The following is a 13,784-nucleotide window of genomic DNA, read 5'->3' on the forward strand; positions in this document are numbered from 1 at the left end:
GCCGGGTAAAGCGGTGGCTGCCATGGACGCAGCCAGGCTTTGCCGCGCCCGGCGAATGCCTCGGGAGAGTCATCATGCGTGCTGCTCAATTGAAAGCTGTACTGCCACGGGAGCTGCTGGCTTCCGTGGTTGTGTTTCTGGTCGCCCTGCCCCTGTGCATGGGGATCGCGATTGCCTCTGGCATGCCGCCGGCAAAAGGTCTGATCACCGGGATCATCGGTGGCCTGGTGGTGGGTTGGCTGGCGGGCTCGCCGCTGCAGGTCAGTGGTCCGGCGGCGGGCTTGGCGGTGCTGGTGTTCGAGCTGGTGCGCCAGCACGGCATGCTGATGCTGGGGCCGATCCTGTTGCTGGCGGGCTTCCTGCAACTGGTGGCCGGGCGGTTGCGCCTGGGCTGCTGGTTCCGCGTCACGGCGCCGGCGGTGGTGTACGGCATGCTGGCGGGGATTGGCGTGTTGATTGTGCTATCCCAGATTCACGTGATGCTCGACGGCGCGCCCAAGCCTTCCGGGCTGGATAACCTGGCGGGGTTCCCGGCGGCGTTGGCCGAGGCGATCCCAACCCTGGGCGGTGGCCTGGGCTGGCAGGCGGGATTGCTCGGCTTGTCGACGATGCTGGTGATGTACGCCTGGGACAAATTACGCCCGCAACGCCTGCGCTTTGTGCCGGGGGCCTTGTTGGGTGTGGGCCTGACTACCGTGGTCAGCCTGGTGCTGGCGCTGCAGGTCAAGCGCGTGGAAGTCCCGGAAAATCTCGCAGATGCCATTGACTGGCTGCGCCCCAGCGACCTGCTCAACCTCGCCGACCCTCAACTGCTGATCGCCGCCTTTGCCGTGGCGTTTATTGCGAGCGCCGAAACCCTGCTTTCCGCTGCTGCGGTCGACCGCATGCACAGTGGTCAGCGTTCTGATTTCGATAAGGAATTGTCCGCCCAAGGTGTAGGCAACATGCTCTGTGGTTTGGTCGGCGCCTTGCCGATGACCGGTGTGATCGTGCGCAGCTCGGCCAATGTGCAGGCCGGTGCGACCACCCGTCTGTCGGCGATGTTCCACGGCCTGTGGCTGCTGGCGTTCGTGCTGTTGCTGTCGAGTGTGCTGCAAAGCATTCCGGTGGCGAGCCTGGCGGGTGTGCTGGTGTACACCGGGATCAAGCTGGTGGATATCAAGGCGTTCAAGGCACTGGGGCGTTATGGGCGGATGCCGATGTTTACCTACGCGGCCACGGCGTTGGCGATCATCTTTACCGACCTGCTGACCGGCGTGCTGGTGGGCTTCGGATTGACGCTGGTCAAGCTGGCGTTCAAGGCGTCCCGGCTCAAGGTCAGCCTGATCGACTTGCCCCAGGAGGGCGAAATGGAGCTGCGTCTGACGGGTGCGGCGACTTTCCTGAAAGTGCCGGCGCTGACCCAGGTGCTGTCGGCGGTGCCGGCGGGGACGACCTTGCATGTGCCGTTGAGCAACCTGAGTTACATCGACCATTCCTGCCTGGAGCTGCTGGAGGAATGGGGGCGAGCCAATGCGGCCAAGGGCTCGACGCTGGTGATCGAGGCGCGTGGGTTGAAGCGAAGGCTGGAAGGTCGGGTCAGGATGACGACGGGGATAGGTTCCGCGCCAGCCTAACCAGCAAGCAACCCTGTGGGAGCCGGGCAATCCCGGCTCCCACATTTGATCGTTTGCGACCCAGGAAATTAAGCCGGCTGATCCAACGCCAACTCAACCCCCAACTGCCGCGACAGGCACGGCCAGCGCTTCCACGCCGCTTCCGTATTCGGGCTCTTGAGTGTCTCGCGATAAGCCTCCACCGACTCCAGCGCAAAGCTGTCTTCGTTGAGCATTTCATCCACCGCGTGATGCACTGCTTCATCCAGTTGGTTGGCGAAGGTCTCGCCGATCAGCTGGTGGGCGATGACATTGGCCACGGTAGTGTCGGCCGGAATCAACGGCTGGCCAAAGTGCTTGATGTACAGATCATTCACCTCTTCAACCAACCGATGAGCCAGGTAAGCCTCGTCCAGCAGGCCGTCGAGCCCTTCGTGGCCGGCCAGGATCGCGGGTGGTTGCAGGAAGAAATGCTCGGCAATCTTCAGCACCGGCTTGATCTGGCTCTCGATACCGGCCTCGCGGGCCACGTCATTGGCGGCGTCCAGCAAATCCGGGACGAGGTCGATGTAGGCGCTGACAAAGCGGGTCATGACAATGTTGCGATCACCGTCAGCCAGGGAAATGGCCGAATGCAGGTGCGGCAATTGTTTTTCCAGTTGCTGGGCAAGCTGGCCCGTGCTGGCTTCGTGTTGATGGGCACGGGAAATCTGCTCGCGCAATGCGGCGGTGTTCATGAAAGCTCCAGTGATGCAGGCGTAGGAAAAGGGAGAGGATAAGGTAGCTCGTTTATACGAGCGCCTAAGACGCATTTGTCATAATTATTTCATGGTTATGCGCGCGCGTTATATCGAATTGCCATCGTTCGTCGGATAAACGATTCCGCCCCCGGTTTTATTAGTCCCGACCGGCCATTTCTACTCATTTGCCCCTACACATTGCGGGGTTGCAGAGCCTGTCTATACTCGGATTTGTACGCGATTAGCTGATGACGCCAGACTGCATAAGCAGGCAAGGCCAGGCGGTTGTAAGCAGTATGGAAGCCGCTCCCTTCGACGCAGGTGCAAACCGGCGGGATAACAAGAACGATAAGGGGAACCCGCAATGATGCGACATCCACACGTTTGGATGGGCCTCCTGTTGTGGTCAGTATTCGGCCAGGCACATGCCGCCTGGACAACGAATATGGCGCCAGGGGCGACAGAAGTCAGTCACGCTGTGTTCGACCTGCACATGACCATTTTCTGGATCTGTGTGGTGATCGGCATCATCGTGTTTGGCGCGATGTTCTGGTCGATGATCGTTCATCGCCGGTCCACGGGTCAGGTCGCGGCCAAGTTCCACGAGAGCACCACCGTGGAAATCCTCTGGACGGTCGTGCCCTTGCTGATCCTGATCGCGATGGCCATTCCAGCCACCAAGACCCTGATCAATATCTACGACAGCAGTGAGTCGGATATCGATATCCAGGTCACCGGCTACCAGTGGAAGTGGCATTACAAATACCTGGGCCAGGACGTGGAGTTCTTCAGCAACCTGGCCACGCCCGCCGAGCAGATCCATAACCAGGCCACCAAGGGCGAACATTATCTGCTGGAAGTCGACCAGCCGCTGGTGCTGCCGGTGGGCGCCAAGGTGCGTTTTCTGGTGACGGCCGCCGACGTGATCCACTCCTGGTGGGTGCCGGCCTTTGCGGTCAAGCGCGACGCCATTCCCGGCTTCGTCAACGAGGCCTGGACCCGCGTTGAGAAACCCGGCATCTATCGTGGCCAGTGCGCCGAACTGTGCGGCAAGGACCACGGCTTCATGCCCATTGTGGTCGAGGTCAAGTCCAAGGCCGACTACGAGACCTGGCTCGGCGAGCGCAAGGCAGAGGCCGCCAAGCTCAAGGAGCTGACCTCCAAAGAGTGGACGCTGGAAGAGCTGGTGGCGCGTGGCGACAAGGTCTACCACACCACCTGCGTGGCCTGTCACCAGGCCGAAGGCCAGGGCTTGCCGCCGATGTTCCCGGCGCTCAAGGGTTCGAAGATCGCCACCGGCCCTGCGGCAGACCACCTGAGTATTGTCTACCACGGCAAGCCCGGCACCGCGATGGCGGCCTTCGGCAAGCAGCTCTCCGAAGTGGATATCGCCGCCGTGGTGACCTACGAGCGCAATGCCTGGGGCAACAACAAAGGCGACATGGTCACGCCTAAAGACGTGCTGGCCATCAAGCAGGCGGAAAGCAAATGACCTCTCTCAAGGCGTTTACCTCGACCCGCCCCGCCCACCCGCTTGCAGGAGAACGGCCATGAGCGCTGTGATCGATGACCATGGTCACGCCGACCATGCCCACGGCCCCGCCAAGGGGTTGATGCGCTGGGTGCTGACCACCAACCACAAAGACATCGGCACCATGTACCTGTGGTTCGCCTTTGCCATGTTCCTGCTCGGCGGCTCGTTCGCCATGGTGATCCGCGCCGAGTTGTTCCAGCCCGGTCTGCAGATTGTGCAGCCGGCCTTCTTCAACCAGATGACCACCATGCACGGGTTGATCATGGTGTTCGGCGCGGTGATGCCGGCGTTCGTCGGCCTGGCCAACTGGATGATCCCGCTGATGATCGGCGCGCCCGACATGGCCCTGCCGCGCATGAACAACTTCAGCTTCTGGCTGTTGCCGGCAGCGTTCCTGCTGCTGGTCTCGACGCTGTTCACGCCCGGTGGCGGGCCGAACTTCGGCTGGACCTTCTACGCGCCGCTCTCCACCACCTACGCGCCGGAAAGCGTGACGTTCTTTATTTTCGCGATCCACTTGATGGGCATCAGTTCGATCATGGGCGCGATCAACGTGGTCGCCACCATTCTCAACCTGCGTGCGCCCGGCATGACCTTGATGAAAATGCCGTTGTTCGTGTGGACGTGGCTGATCACCGCGTTCCTGCTGATCGCGGTGATGCCGGTGCTGGCGGGTTGCGTGACCATGATGCTGATGGACATCCACTTCGGCACCAGCTTCTTCAGTGCAGCCGGCGGCGGTGACCCGGTATTGTTCCAGCACGTGTTCTGGTTCTTCGGTCACCCTGAGGTGTACATCATGATCCTGCCGGCCTTCGGCGCCGTCAGCTCGATCATCCCTACCTTCTCGCGCAAGCCGCTGTTCGGCTACACCTCGATGGTCTACGCCACGGCGAGCATCGCGTTTTTGTCGTTCATCGTGTGGGCGCACCACATGTTCGTGGTGGGCATTCCGCTGGTGGGCGAGTTGTTCTTCATGTACGCGACGCTGCTGATCGCCGTGCCCACGGGGGTGAAGGTGTTCAACTGGGTCAGCACCATGTGGCAAGGCTCGCTGACCTTCGAGACGCCGATGCTGTTTGCCGTGGCCTTTGTGATCTTGTTCACCATCGGCGGCTTTTCCGGGCTGATGCTGGCGATTGCACCGGCGGATTTCCAGTACCACGACACCTATTTCGTGGTGGCGCATTTCCATTACGTACTGGTGCCTGGCGCGATCTTCGGCATCTTTGCCTCGGCCTACTACTGGCTGCCGAAATGGACCGGCCACATGTACGACGAAACCCTGGGCAAGCTGCACTTCTGGCTGTCCTTCGTGGGCATGAACATGGCGTTTTTCCCGATGCACTTCGTCGGGCTGGCGGGGATGCCGAGGCGGGTGCCGGACTACAACTTGCAGTTCGCCGATTTCAACATGGTCTCGTCGATTGGCGCGTTCATGTTCGGCGCCACGCAGATCTTCTTCCTGTTCATTGTGATCAAGTGCATCCGTGGCGGTACACCCGCACCGGCCAAGCCTTGGGACGGCGCTGAAGGCCTGGAATGGAGCGTCCCTTCGCCGGCGCCGTACCACACCTTCACCACGCCGCCGGAGGTCAAATGAACAGGATGACGGGAGGCTGCCATGGCTGAGTCCGTGCCCACCAAGCGCCTGGTCACCCGCCTGCTGATCCTGGTGGTGGCGATGTTCGCCTTCGGCTTTGCGCTGGTGCCGATCTACGACGTGATGTGCAAGGCGTTCGGCATCAACGGCAAGACAGCCGGGCAATACGAGGGCGAGCAGATCGTCGACCCCACGCGCCAGGTTCGTGTGCAGTTTTTGTCCACCAACGCCATCGACATGGTCTGGGATTTTTACGCCAAGGCTGACGAAGTGGTGGTCAATCCGGGGGCGGTGACCGAGATGCTGTTCGTGGCCCACAACCCCACCGACAAGCCGATGACGGCCCAGGCCGTGCCCAGTATTTCCCCCGCCGAAGCGGCGATGTACTTCCACAAGACCGAGTGCTTTTGCTTCACCCAGCAAGTGCTGCAACCGGGCCAGCGCATCGAGATGCCGGTGCGTTTCATTGTCGACCGCGACATGCCCAAGGATGTGAAGCATCTGACCCTGGCGTACACGCTGTTTGATATCACTGCGCGCCAACCGCCGGTGGCTGCCCACAGCGGCGGCTAGCTACTGTTTGCCCCCTCAATCAGGAGAGCGAATACATGTCGTCTCATGATACGTACTACGTACCAGCGCAAAGCAAATGGCCAATAATTGCCACGTTTGGCCTGTTGATCACGGTGTACGGACTGGGTCTGTGGTTCAACGACCTCAAGGCCGCGCGGGCGGAATCCCACGGCCCGTGGATCTTTTTCGTCGGCGGGCTGTTATTGGCCTACATGCTGTTCGGCTGGTTCGGCGCGGTGATCAAGGAAAGCCGCGCCGGTTTGTACAGTTCGCAGATGGACCGCTCGTTCCGCTGGGGCATGACCTGGTTCATCTTTTCCGAGGTGATGTTCTTTATCGCCTTCTTCGGTGCGCTGTTTTACGTGCGGCATATGTCGGCGCCCTGGCTGGCGGGTGAAGGTTCAAAGGGCGTAGCGCACATGTTATGGCCGAACTTCGAGTTTGCCTGGCCGTTGCTGAACAACCCTGACCCGAAAATGTACCCGGCACCGGAAGGCACCATCAGCCCGTGGGGCCTGCCGCTGGTGAACACCATTCTGCTGGTGAGTTCCAGCGTGACCATCACCATCGCCCACCACGCGCTGCGTAAAGGCCATCGTGGCGCGCTAAAAATCTGGCTGGCGATCACTGTGCTGTTGGGCCTGGCGTTCCTGGGGTTTCAGGCCGAGGAATACATCCACGCCTATAAAGAGCTGGGCCTGACCTTGGGTTCCGGCGTATACGGCGCGACGTTCTTCATGCTCACCGGGTTCCACGGCGCTCACGTCACCATCGGCACCATCATTCTGTTCGTGATGCTGATGCGCATCCTCAAGGGGCATTTCAATGCCGAGCACCAGTTCGGTTTCGAGGCGGCCAGTTGGTATTGGCACTTTGTGGATGTGGTGTGGATCGGCCTGTATTTCTTCGTCTATGTGCTGTGAAGCGCTTTACCACGGCGCATGAGACACCAGTTGGCCGCTGAAAAAGCCCCAGGCGATCAGCGCCACGGTGATCACGGCCAGTACGACACGCACGGTCAAGGCAGTGACGAGGCGATTGGAGTTGCCCTCGTCCTTGACCAGGAAGAACAAGCCACTGAACAGGCTCACAACGGTCGCGATCAGCATCAGGGCAATAGCGGCTTTGAGCATGGTCGGGCTCCAACGGGATGGGCGGGCAATGAAAACAAGTATAGCCAGCGCCATAAAATGCTTTCGGCCGGGAATCGCACCGACATTGGTGGTGTTGGTGCTGCTGCCGTTGATGGTCGGCCTGGGGTTCTGGCAGTTGTCTCGCGGCCATGAAAAACAGTTGCTGGTGGACAGCTACGCCGAGCGGCGCGCGGCTGATCCGATCAGCAGCGCGCAACTTAGCGACATGGCGGACCCGGCCTTCCGCCGCGTTCGTCTGCGCGGCCAATTCGACGCCGAACACAGCGTATTCCTCGACAATCGCATGCGCGACGGCAAGGCCGGCGTAGAGCTGCTGCAACCCTTCCACGACCAGGCCAGTGGCCTGTGGCTGTTGCTCAATCGCGGTTGGCTGCCCTGGCCGGATCGGCGCACGCCACCCGCCTTCACCACGCCGGATCAGCCGGTGAATCTCGATGCCTGGGTGTACGTCGCTCCCGGCGAAACTTTCCAGTTGCACCCGGACCCCACGACCGCGCAATGGCCACGCCTGCTCACGGCCTTGCACCCTGCCGCGCTCTGGGCCGAGTTGGGTCGCAACGGTTTCGCCTATGAGTTGCGGGCCGAAGCCGGCCCCGGCACCTACGAAACCACCTGGCCGATCGTCGCCATGGGCCCGGAAAAACACCTGGCGTATGCCGTGCAGTGGTTCGCCATGTCGCTGGCGTTGCTGGCGCTTTACCTCTACCTCGGATGGCACAACAAAAAGGAGAAGCCCCATGGGAGCGGCCACGAATCCACTCAACATGTCTGAAGCACCGGACCGGCGCAAAGGCCGCTGGCAGTTGATCCTGATCCTGATGATGGTGATCGGCCCGATGGCGCTGGCCACCTTTATGTACAAGCTGCAGTTCTGGGTACCGGAAAGCCGCAGCTACCACGGCGAGATGATCGGCAATGGCCAGACCCGCGCCGATATTGGCGTACAGGCCGACGAGCAGCGCTGGCAACTGCTGGTGACCGCGCCCACTGCCTGCGCGGCGGATTGCCAGCAACTGGTGTACCTCTCACGCCAACTGCAAATCAGCCTGGGCCGTGATGCCTCCCGCGCCAGCCATGCCTTGGCCAGCGCGCAGCCGGTGAGCGCGGAGTATGAAACCAAGCTGAAAGTTGAATACCCGCAACTGCAACGCTACCCGCTGGACCTGTCGACCTTCAGCAAAGACGCCGCAGCGCCGGGTGACGCGCAACTGTGGATCGTCGATCCCCACGGCAACCTGGTGTTGCGTTACGACGCCAAGGTCAAGGGCAAGGATTTGCTCAACGACCTGCGCCACCTGCTGAAACTGTCGAACATCGGATAAGGGCACCGTCATGGCCAAACCTGGATTTCGCCTCGCGTTGTTTGCCACCTTGTTGGCTTTGATCGTCGTGGTGCTCGGCGCCTATACGCGCCTGACCCACGCGGGCCTGGGTTGCCCGGATTGGCCGGGCTGCTACGGCTTCATCAGCGTGCCCAAGACCGAAGCCCAGTTGGCCCATGCCGAGCTGCATTTTCCCGATACGCCGGTGGAGGCCGACAAGGGCTGGGCCGAGATGACTCACCGCTACTTCGCTGGCACCCTGGGCTTGCTGATTGTGTTGCTGGCCGCGCGTTCCTGGAGTCATCGGCGTGATCCGGGCCAGCCGGTGAAGCTGCCGCTGTTCCTGCTGGCGGTGGTGTTTGCCCAGGCGGCGTTTGGCATGTGGACGGTGACATTGAAGTTATGGCCTCAAGTGGTGACGGGCCATTTATTGGGCGGCTTTGCGACCTTGAGCCTGCTGTTTCTGCTGACCCTGCGTTTGTCCGGCGTATTGCCCGCGTTGATCGTGCCCAAGCGCCTGCAATATTGGGCGACGGCGGGCCTGGTGCTGGTGATCGGCCAGATCGCGCTGGGGGGCTGGGTCAGTTCCAACTACGCGGCGGTGGCTTGTGTTGATTTGCCGACGTGCCATGGTGAATGGTGGCCGGCGGCGGATTTCGCCAACGGATTTCATCTCACCCAGCACATCGGGCCCAACTACCTGGGCGGGCAGTTGGACAGTGAAGCGCGCACCGCCATCCACCTGACCCATCGTATCGGCGCCGTCATCGTCAGCCTGGTGTTGCTGGGCCTGGCGTGGCAATTGCGCGCGGTGGGCATGACGCGTTTGGCGGGCTTATTGCTGGTCGCCCTGGCCGCGCAAATCTGCCTGGGCCTGAGCAATGTGGCTTTCGGGCTGCCGCTGGCAGTGGCTGTAAGCCATAACGCCGGGGGCGCCGCGTTGTTGCTCAGTCTGGTGCTGGTCAATTACCACGCCCGCACCAGCTTGGTCCGGGTGCGCAACCAACTGCCGTTCGGCTGGCGTTTTATCCCACGCAAACACGTATCGGGCCTCATCACCCTTAAAGGAGAGATGCCATGGCGACCTTGATCGGCGCGCGTCACGGCCTGGCAATCTGGCGTGACTACCTGGAGCTGACCAAGCCGAAAGTGGTGGTGTTGATGCTCATCACCTCATTGGTGGGCATGTTCCTGGCGACCCGTGCGGGTGTGCCGTGGACGGTGTTGGTGTTCGGCAACCTGGGGATTGGCCTGTGTGCGGGCGGCGCGGCGGCGGTGAACCATGTGGTGGATCGGCGGATCGACGCGGTGATGGCGCGCACCCACAAGCGGCCGCTGGCGGAAGGGCGTGTGTCGCCGCTGGCGGCGCTGGCTTTTGCATTGTTTCTGGCTATTGCAGGATTGGCGCTGCTGCTGGCGTTTACCAACCCATTGGCGGCTTGGCTAACCTTGGCTTCGCTGCTCGGCTACGCCGTGATCTATACCGGTTTTCTCAAGCGGGCGACGCCGCAGAATATTGTCATCGGCGGCCTGGCTGGTGCTGCGCCGCCCTTGCTGGGCTGGGTCGCGGTCACCGGGCATATCAGCGCCGAGCCCCTGCTGCTGGTGCTGATCATCTTCGCTTGGACTCCGCCGCACTTCTGGGCGCTGGCCATTCACCGCAAGGAGGAATACGCCAAGGCCGATATTCCGATGTTGCCGGTCACTCACGGTGAGCATTACACCAAGGTGCATATCCTGCTCTACACCTTCGCCCTGCTGGCAGTGAGCCTGATGCCCTATGTGATCCACATGAGCGGCCTGCTTTACCTGGCGTGTGCACTGGTATTGGGCGGGCGCTTTCTGCAATGGGCCTGGGTGTTGTACCGTGGCGGTCGGCCGCACGCGGCGATCAACACCTTCAAGTACTCTATCTGGTACTTGCTGCTGCTGTTTATCGCGCTGCTCCTCGACCACTACCTACTGTTGAACCTATGACTCGAACTCAAAAAACTGTCTTCATCCTGGTGGCCCTGGTGGCATTGATCATGGGCCTGACCGTTAACAAAGTGCTCTCGGGCAAGGGCCAGGGCGACCCGACTGCCTTGATCGACGCCGGCATCATCCTGTTGCCGCAAAGCCGTCAGTTGCCACCGGTGACCATGACCAACCAGGAAGGCCAGCCGGTGGTGGTCAACGAATTGAAAGGCAAGTGGAGCCTATTGTTCTTCGGCTACACCTTCTGCCCGGACATCTGCCCGACCACCCTCGCCCAACTGCGCCAGATCAAGAGCGAGCTGCCCAAGGACGTTGTGGATAAGTTGCAGGTGATTTTGGTCAGCGTCGATCCGCATCGGGATACGCCGACTCAGCTGAAGCAGTACCTGGGTTACTTTGATCCGCAGTTTGTCGGGTTGACCGGTGCGAATGTGGAGGAGGTGCAGAAGGTCTCGAATGCGGTGAGCATTCCGTTCATTCCGGCGGATACCAGCAAGCCCAACTACACCGTCGACCATAGCGGCAACCTGGCGCTGATCGGGCCGGATGGGACGCAGCGTGGGTTTATTCGTGCGCCGTTGAACAACCAGAAGTTGGTGGCGCAGTTGCCGGTGTTGTTGAAGCGACCGTAAGCCTTGCGCTTATACTGCTAACAACACCGTCCCTTGTAGGAGCCGGCTTGCCAGCTCCTACAGTGGGTACGGGGCGTTAGAACGCCGGCTTGATCGCGCCTTTGTACTTCTCTTCGATGAACTTCTTCACTTCAGGCGTGTGCAGGGCTGCAACCAGCTTCTTCACGGCGTCCGAGTCTTTGTTGTCTTCGCGGGTCACCAGGATGTTCACGTAAGGCGAGTCGCTGCCTTCGATGACCAGTGCGTCCTTGGACGGGTCCAGCTTGGCTTCCAGCGCGTAGTTGGTGTTGATCAGCGCCAGGTCGACCTGGGTCAGCACGCGCGGCAGGGTCGCGGCTTCCAGTTCACGGAATTTCAGGTTTTTGCTGTTACCGGTGATGTCCTTGATGGTCGACAGGATGTTGGTCGGGTCCTTCAGGGTGATCAGGCCGTTCTTGGCCAGCAGCAACAGCGCGCGGCCGCCGTTGGTGGCGTCGTTCGGGATCACGACATTAGCGCCGCTTGGCAGCTCATCCAGCTTCTTGTACTTGCTGGAGTAGGCGCCCAGGGGTTCCAGGTGCACGGCGCCAACGCTCACCAGGTGAGTGCCCTTGGCCTTGTTGAACTCATCCAGGTACGGCTGGTGCTGGAAGAAGTTGGCGTCCAAGCGCTTTTCAGCGACTTGTACGTTCGGCTGCACGTAGTCGGTGAAGACTTTGACCTGCAGGTCTACGCCTTCTTTGGCGAGGGCAGGTTTCACGAATTCCAGGATTTCCGCATGAGGCACCGGCGACGCAGCGACCGTGATGGTCTCGGCGTGGGCGGAAAACGCGGCAACGGCGGCGAAAGCAACCAGTAGTTTTTTCATCCAACAAGCTCCTTGTTCGGGCATGTACCGGCGTGCGGCCGGCAATGGCCGTTATTTTCGAGAAAAGTGCACCACCAGCTTGTCGCCGACGGTTTGCAGAATTTGCACCAGGATCAGCAGCATCACCACGGTGACCACCATCACATCGGTCTGGAAACGCTGGTAACCGAAACGGATTGCCAGGTCACCCAAGCCACCGGCACCGACCACACCGGCCATCGCCGTGTAGGACACCAGTGTAATCGCCGTCACCGTAATCGCTGCGAAAATGCCAGGACGGGCTTCGGGCAGCAAGGCGTTGGTGATGATCTGGCGCGTGCTGGCGCCCATGGACTGGGTGGCTTCGATGATGCCGCGGTCCACTTCACGCAGCGCGGTCTCCACCAGGCGCGCAAAGAATGGCGTTGCGCCCACGACCAGCGGCGGAATCGCACCCGCCACGCCCAGCGAAGTGCCGGTGATCAGGACGGTGAACGGAATCATCACGATCAACAGGATGATGAACGGCAGCGAACGCAGTATGTTCACGATCAGCGACAGCAGCGCGTACAGGCCTTTCTGTTCGAACAGTTGACGCGGGCTGGTCAGGAACAACAGCACGCCTAGCGGCAGGCCGAGCACCACGGTGAAGAACAGCGAACCGAACAGCATGGTCATGGTGTCGCCGGTGGCGAGCCAGATTTCAGACCAGTCGATATTGGCGAAGAAACTCAACAGGATCTCCATTAGCGCAGGACCTCCATGTGGACGTCAGCGGCGGTGAAGCGCGCGAATGCGGCTTCCATGTCACCACCGGTGACGGCGAGGGTCAATTGCCCGTAAGGGATGTCTTTGATGCGGTCGATACGGCCAGCGAGGATGCTGTAGTCCACACCCGTTTCGCGGGCGACGGTGCCCAGCAGCGGCGCGTAGGTCGCTTCGCCCTGGAACGTCAGGCGCACAATACGGCCCGGGACGTGGGCGAAATCATCGCGTTGCTCGTTTTCGTCGACCTGCTCGGACTCTTGCACGAAGCGCTTGGTCGTCGGGTGCTTGGGGTGCAGGAATACGTCGGCCACCGAGCCTTGTTCGACGATCACGCCAGCGTCCATCACTGCCACCTGGTCGCAAACGCGGCGGATCACGTCCATTTCATGGGTGATCAGCACGATGGTCAGCTTCAACTCGCGGTTGATCTCGGCGAGCAGTTGCAGCACCGAGGCGGTGGTCTGCGGGTCGAGGGCGCTGGTGGCTTCGTCGCACAGCAGGATCTTGGGCTTGGTCGCCAGGGCGCGGGCGATGCCGACACGTTGCTTCTGGCCACCGGACAACTGCGCCGGGTATTTCTTGGCGTGGTCCGACAAGCCCACGCGCGCGAGCAATTCAGCGACACGCAGGTCAATGTCCTTGCGCGACAGTTCGCCGGCCAGGGTCAGTGGCAGTGCCACGTTGTCGGCGACGGTCTTGGACGCCAGCAGGTTGAAGTGCTGAAAGATCATCCCGACCTGCTGGCGGAAACGGCGCAGGCCGTTGGCGTCCAGGGCAGTGACTTCTTCGCCATCCACCGTGATCTTGCCGCCGCTCGGTTCTTCGAGGCGGTTGATCAGGCGCAGCAGTGTACTTTTGCCCGCGCCGGAATGACCGATCAGACCAAACACCTGGCCGTTCTCGACGGTCAGGCTGGTGGGGTGCAGCGCGGGAATGTCCCTACCGGCGACGCGGTAGGTTTTATGGACGTTTTGAAACTCGATCACGTAGCGAACCTTGTGGGGCGCATGGAAAAGGGATCAGCGGTTAGCCGGGCGCGCATTTTAGCCTGTCCGTATAG

The 13,784-nt window shown here is 61.2% G+C and carries 15 protein-coding genes; 10 read left to right on the plus strand and 5 right to left on the minus strand.

The window, feature by feature from the left end:
* Window positions 1-74 precede the first annotated feature (74 nt).
* Window positions 75-1,616 (plus strand): SulP family inorganic anion transporter, encoded by a 1,542-nt coding sequence (locus tag CI807_RS06735; protein ID WP_095014126.1) that lies wholly within the window; start codon window positions 75-77, stop codon window positions 1,614-1,616.
* 68 nt (window positions 1,617-1,684) lie between these two features.
* Here the strand turns inward: CI807_RS06735 and CI807_RS06740 are convergent, their stop codons facing one another.
* Window positions 1,685-2,332, minus strand: coding sequence for a hypothetical protein (locus CI807_RS06740; protein WP_095014127.1), 648 nt, complete (start codon window positions 2,330-2,332; stop codon window positions 1,685-1,687).
* Window positions 2,333-2,699: 367 nt separating this feature from the next.
* On the opposite strand from CI807_RS06740, the gene coxB reads away from it, so the two are divergent.
* Genes coxB through CI807_RS06760 form a run of 4 tightly spaced genes read left to right on the plus strand, consistent with a single transcriptional unit; the run spans window position 2,700 to window position 6,968 of the window.
* Entirely contained in the window at window positions 2,700-3,827 is a 1,128-nt protein-coding gene (coxB, locus tag CI807_RS06745; protein ID WP_028618633.1) for a cytochrome c oxidase subunit II, read from the plus strand.
* A gap of 58 nt (window positions 3,828-3,885) precedes the next feature.
* Window positions 3,886-5,472 (plus strand): cytochrome c oxidase subunit I, encoded by a 1,587-nt coding sequence (gene ctaD, locus CI807_RS06750; RefSeq protein ID WP_095014128.1) that lies wholly within the window; start codon window positions 3,886-3,888, stop codon window positions 5,470-5,472.
* Window positions 5,473-5,493: 21 nt separating this feature from the next.
* The gene (locus tag CI807_RS06755) at window positions 5,494-6,045 is read left to right on the plus strand and encodes a cytochrome c oxidase assembly protein (protein ID WP_033899210.1); all 552 of its coding nucleotides are present in this window, start codon (window positions 5,494-5,496) and stop codon (window positions 6,043-6,045) included.
* Between the two features lie 35 nt (window positions 6,046-6,080).
* Window positions 6,081-6,968, plus strand: a complete 888-nt coding sequence (locus tag CI807_RS06760) for a cytochrome c oxidase subunit 3 (RefSeq protein WP_095014129.1) — start codon at window positions 6,081-6,083, stop codon at window positions 6,966-6,968.
* Window positions 6,969-6,974: 6 nt separating this feature from the next.
* Here the strand turns inward: CI807_RS06760 and CI807_RS06765 are convergent, their stop codons facing one another.
* Complete coding sequence (locus CI807_RS06765) at window positions 6,975-7,178, minus strand: twin transmembrane helix small protein (RefSeq protein ID WP_016978774.1); 204 nt, start codon at window positions 7,176-7,178, stop codon at window positions 6,975-6,977.
* Window positions 7,179-7,206: 28 nt separating this feature from the next.
* On the opposite strand from CI807_RS06765, the gene CI807_RS06770 reads away from it, so the two are divergent.
* From CI807_RS06770 to CI807_RS06790, 5 genes are read left to right on the plus strand one after another with little or no spacing between them, the layout of a single operon-like run.
* Window positions 7,207-7,971: an SURF1 family protein gene (locus CI807_RS06770; protein WP_095014130.1), complete on the plus strand. Its 765-nt coding sequence runs from the start codon at window positions 7,207-7,209 to the stop codon at window positions 7,969-7,971.
* Window positions 7,937-8,521: a hypothetical protein gene (locus tag CI807_RS06775; protein ID WP_095014131.1), complete on the plus strand. Its 585-nt coding sequence runs from the start codon at window positions 7,937-7,939 to the stop codon at window positions 8,519-8,521. The genes CI807_RS06770 and CI807_RS06775 overlap by 35 nt, the downstream gene beginning before the upstream one ends.
* 10 nt (window positions 8,522-8,531) lie before the next feature.
* Window positions 8,532-9,611 (plus strand): heme A synthase, encoded by a 1,080-nt coding sequence (locus CI807_RS06780; protein WP_095014132.1) that lies wholly within the window; start codon window positions 8,532-8,534, stop codon window positions 9,609-9,611.
* Entirely contained in the window at window positions 9,599-10,498 is a 900-nt protein-coding gene (gene cyoE, locus CI807_RS06785; protein WP_095014133.1) for a heme o synthase, read from the plus strand. The genes CI807_RS06780 and cyoE overlap by 13 nt, the downstream gene beginning before the upstream one ends.
* Window positions 10,495-11,130, plus strand: a complete 636-nt coding sequence (locus tag CI807_RS06790) for an SCO family protein (protein WP_095014134.1) — start codon at window positions 10,495-10,497, stop codon at window positions 11,128-11,130. The genes cyoE and CI807_RS06790 overlap by 4 nt, the downstream gene beginning before the upstream one ends.
* Before the next feature lie 76 nt (window positions 11,131-11,206).
* On the opposite strand, the gene CI807_RS06795 is transcribed toward CI807_RS06790, so the two are convergent.
* Genes CI807_RS06795 through CI807_RS06805 form a run of 3 tightly spaced genes read right to left on the minus strand, consistent with a single transcriptional unit; the run spans window position 11,207 to window position 13,710 of the window.
* Window positions 11,207-11,977 carry a MetQ/NlpA family ABC transporter substrate-binding protein gene (locus CI807_RS06795; protein WP_028618642.1) on the minus strand — a complete coding sequence of 257 codons (771 nt, stop codon included), beginning with the start codon at window positions 11,975-11,977 and terminating at the stop codon, window positions 11,207-11,209.
* Between the two features lie 51 nt (window positions 11,978-12,028).
* Entirely contained in the window at window positions 12,029-12,703 is a 675-nt protein-coding gene (locus CI807_RS06800) for a methionine ABC transporter permease (protein ID WP_095014135.1), read from the minus strand.
* The gene (locus CI807_RS06805; RefSeq protein ID WP_095014136.1) at window positions 12,703-13,710 is read right to left on the minus strand and encodes a methionine ABC transporter ATP-binding protein; all 1,008 of its coding nucleotides are present in this window, start codon (window positions 13,708-13,710) and stop codon (window positions 12,703-12,705) included. The genes CI807_RS06800 and CI807_RS06805 overlap by 1 nt, the downstream gene beginning before the upstream one ends.
* Window positions 13,711-13,784 lie beyond the last annotated feature (74 nt).

The organism is Pseudomonas sp. NS1(2017), from assembly GCF_002269425.1.
GTDB classification, from domain to species: domain Bacteria; phylum Pseudomonadota; class Gammaproteobacteria; order Pseudomonadales; family Pseudomonadaceae; genus Aquipseudomonas; species Aquipseudomonas reactans.